This is a genomic window from Kitasatospora sp. NPDC004669, from assembly GCF_040609455.1.
Taxonomy (GTDB): Bacteria; Actinomycetota; Actinomycetes; order Streptomycetales; family Streptomycetaceae; genus Kitasatospora.
In genome coordinates, this window is record NZ_JBEXKB010000193.1 from 1 (window position 1) to 2,710 (window position 2,710).

The following is a 2,710-nucleotide window of genomic DNA, read 5'->3' on the forward strand; positions in this document are numbered from 1 at the left end:
CCCCAACCACCCCACCCCCCCAACCCTCTTCCCCCCCCCCCCCCCCACCTAAACCCGCTTTTTTTGGTTCTCCCCCACCCCCTCTACCCCACTCCTCTGCCGTGTCCGTTACAGGACTCCTGGCGAAGCGTCAGCGATCCTCCCCTTGTGGCTCCTCTCGACCGTTGACGCGCGGAATGAGAGCGTCCGATCTCCGGTTTCCGTGATCACGCACTTCACCCTTCACGATGGCACCCGGATCGACTACGACGACCGAGGCGAAGGCCCCCTGGCCGTCTACACCCACGGCGCCCTCCTCGGTCGAAAGGCCGAGGACGAGCTGGGCATGCTCGGCTGGGAGGCCGTCAAGAGCCTTCCCGACCGGCGGTTCGTCCGCTACGACGCCCGGGCGCACGGCGCTTCCACCGGCCGCCCGGATCCCGAGGACTACCGCTTCGAACGCTTCGCCGCCGACCTCGTCGAACTCCTCGGCCACCGGGGCGGGACGCGACCGGTGACCGGGATGGGGGCCTCGCTGGGCTGTGCCACGGTGCTGCACGCAGCGGTCAACGACCCGGCGCTGTTCGACCGGTTCGTGCTGGTCATCCCACCCACCGCGTGGGAGACTCGGGCCGCGCAGGCTGCCAACTACCGCATGGCCGCGGAACTGGTGGCCGAGAACGGCGTCGACGCGTTCACCGCGGCGGCTGCCGCCGCTCCGATTCCGCCGTCGCTGTCCGGCCTTGCTTACCCGCCACGGGAGCTTGGTGTACGCCCCGAGCTGCTGCCCGCGCTCTTCCAGGGGCTGGCCGCCTCGGACCTGCCGCCCCGCGAGAAGCTCGGCGAACTCACCCAGCCCGCCCTGATCCTGGCCCTCGCGGACGACCCCGGCCACCCGAGGTCCACCGCCGACCAGCTCGCCGACCTCCTCCCCGGCGCTGAGCTGCACGTGTCGAGCGACTCGGCGGACGTGCGCGGTTGGGGCGACCGGGTGGCCAGGTTCCTGCCCCGGTGAGTCGCCCGGTGTACGGGAACTCGCCGCGCGCACAGGTGTCTCGTGAGGGCGCTCCGATCAGGGCGCGGGCGCGATGAAACGACAGGAGTGGGAAATCGGACGGGCCGACTTCCCACTCCTCCTGCACTCCCGGGTGAGCGGCTCCCGGACGCGCGGCGGGCCCTGTTGCCCGGTGTCGCCGTTCGGGCTCAGCCTCGGCCGGTGAGGGCCAGGGGCTGGTAGTCCTGGGACTTGGGCGTGTTGCCGGCGCCCAGGGCGGTGAGGCGGTCGCCCGGGGCGACGACGACGGCCAGGTAGGAGACGTTCTCGTAGCCGGTCACCGAGAGGTCCAGGGTCTGCCAGCGGCCGTGGGTGTAGCGGAAGCCGATCGGGCGGTCCTGAGGGCCGCTCGGGTCCCAGCCGACGGTGGCCATGCCGCCGGGGACGGCGGTGACCGACCACAGCTTGCCCGCGACGCCTTCGGGGGCCGGGACGGTCGTCCAGGTGCGGCCGTCGAAGTGGGCGACCAGCGGGTGGCCGCGGTCCTTGTCGGCGAGGATGGTACGACCGACGACCCAGACGTCCTTCGGCCCGTGCGCGGCGACGCTCTGGTACTCGCCGGCCAGGCCGGTGAACGCGGGGGCGGCGACGCGGCTCCAGGCCCGGCCGTCGTAGTGCAGGAGCACCGGCTTGTCGTCGGGGGCGGCGGTGTTGCCCACCGCCCAGACGTCGTCGCGGGCGATCTCGGTGACGGAGTTGAGCCACCAGTCGCCGTCGATCCCGTCGGCGCTCATGCGGTGCCAGGCGGTGCCGTCCCAGTGCTCGATCAGCCCGGTGGTGCGGGTGTTGACGATCGTGCCGCCGTGGGGGCCGGGGGTGCGGCCGGTGACGATGCTCGCGGTGCCGACGGTCCATGCGCTGTCGGGGCGCGGCGCCGAGGACCCCAAAAGGTTGAGGTCGTAGAGCTCGCCGGGCGGCGGTTCGATCGGGGTGGATGCCCAGGCGGCACCGTCCCAGTGCTCGGCGAGGATCCGACCGGTGGTGGGCTCGCGGTCGCCGAACACCCAGGCGTCGTGCGTCGAGCTGCCGGCGATCGTGTTGGCCCGCATTGTGAAGTCCGGTACGGGGGAAGGAAGTTCGGTCCACTGCTTACCCCGGCGGTCGTCGTGACTCACGACCACGGGCGTGAAGCGCACGTGCGGCCCGGTTACGGCGACCTGGTAACCCGTGGCCCACGTGGTGTGGTTGTCCAGCTGCACTCCGGAACTCAACACCGCCCCCGACACGGGAAGTTTGCCTGGAGTGAATCCGCCGGCGACGACCGCCTCGGGCGCGTTCGGCGCGTCCGGGCCGTCCGCGGCCAGGGCGGGCGGGGCCGCCAGCGCCGTCACTGCGGCAACCGCCAGTCCCACTGCCGCCCGGCGCAGTATTCGCTTCATCGTTCGGTCCCCCTCGTATCACTTCGGAGCCGGCAGACCGTCGATCGGCCCGCCACAGAGGGAGATGAGGCGAACCGGGCGTTGTGTTACGCGAGGTACTCCGGCCCGGCCGGTTGAGGACCCTGGCCGCCATCCTGGGCAGCCCTGTTGTTCGAGCAGGAGCGTGAAAAACGAGAGGAGTGGGAAGTCGGACCCGCCGACTTCCCACTCCAAGAAGATGGGGTTTATTATGTGTGATGGGGTTTTAGGGGGTTTGTGGTTGTTGGTTGTTTTGAATGTGTTTTTTAGGGTTGTGGGG

The 2,710-nt window shown here is 70.7% G+C and carries 2 protein-coding genes; one reads left to right on the forward strand and one right to left on the reverse strand.

The genetic code is table 11. From position 1 onward, the window contains the following. The first annotated feature begins 202 nt into the window (after nt 1-202). On the forward strand, nt 203-994 hold the full coding sequence (locus tag ABZW30_RS46770; RefSeq protein WP_355677457.1) for an alpha/beta fold hydrolase: 792 nt from the start codon (nt 203-205) through the stop codon (nt 992-994). 188 nt (nt 995-1,182) lie between these two features. Here the strand turns inward: ABZW30_RS46770 and ABZW30_RS46775 are convergent, their stop codons facing one another. Next, nucleotides 1,183-2,412 (reverse strand): hypothetical protein, encoded by a 1,230-nt coding sequence (locus tag ABZW30_RS46775; protein WP_355677458.1) that lies wholly within the window; start codon nt 2,410-2,412, stop codon nt 1,183-1,185. Between the last annotated feature and the right edge of the window lie 298 nt (nt 2,413-2,710).

Excerpts from the sequence above, each read along its gene's own strand:
- ABZW30_RS46775 (WP_355677458.1), bottom strand. The coding sequence starts at position 2,412 with ATGAAGCGAATACTGCGCCGGGCGGCAGTGGGACTGGCGGTTGCCGCA.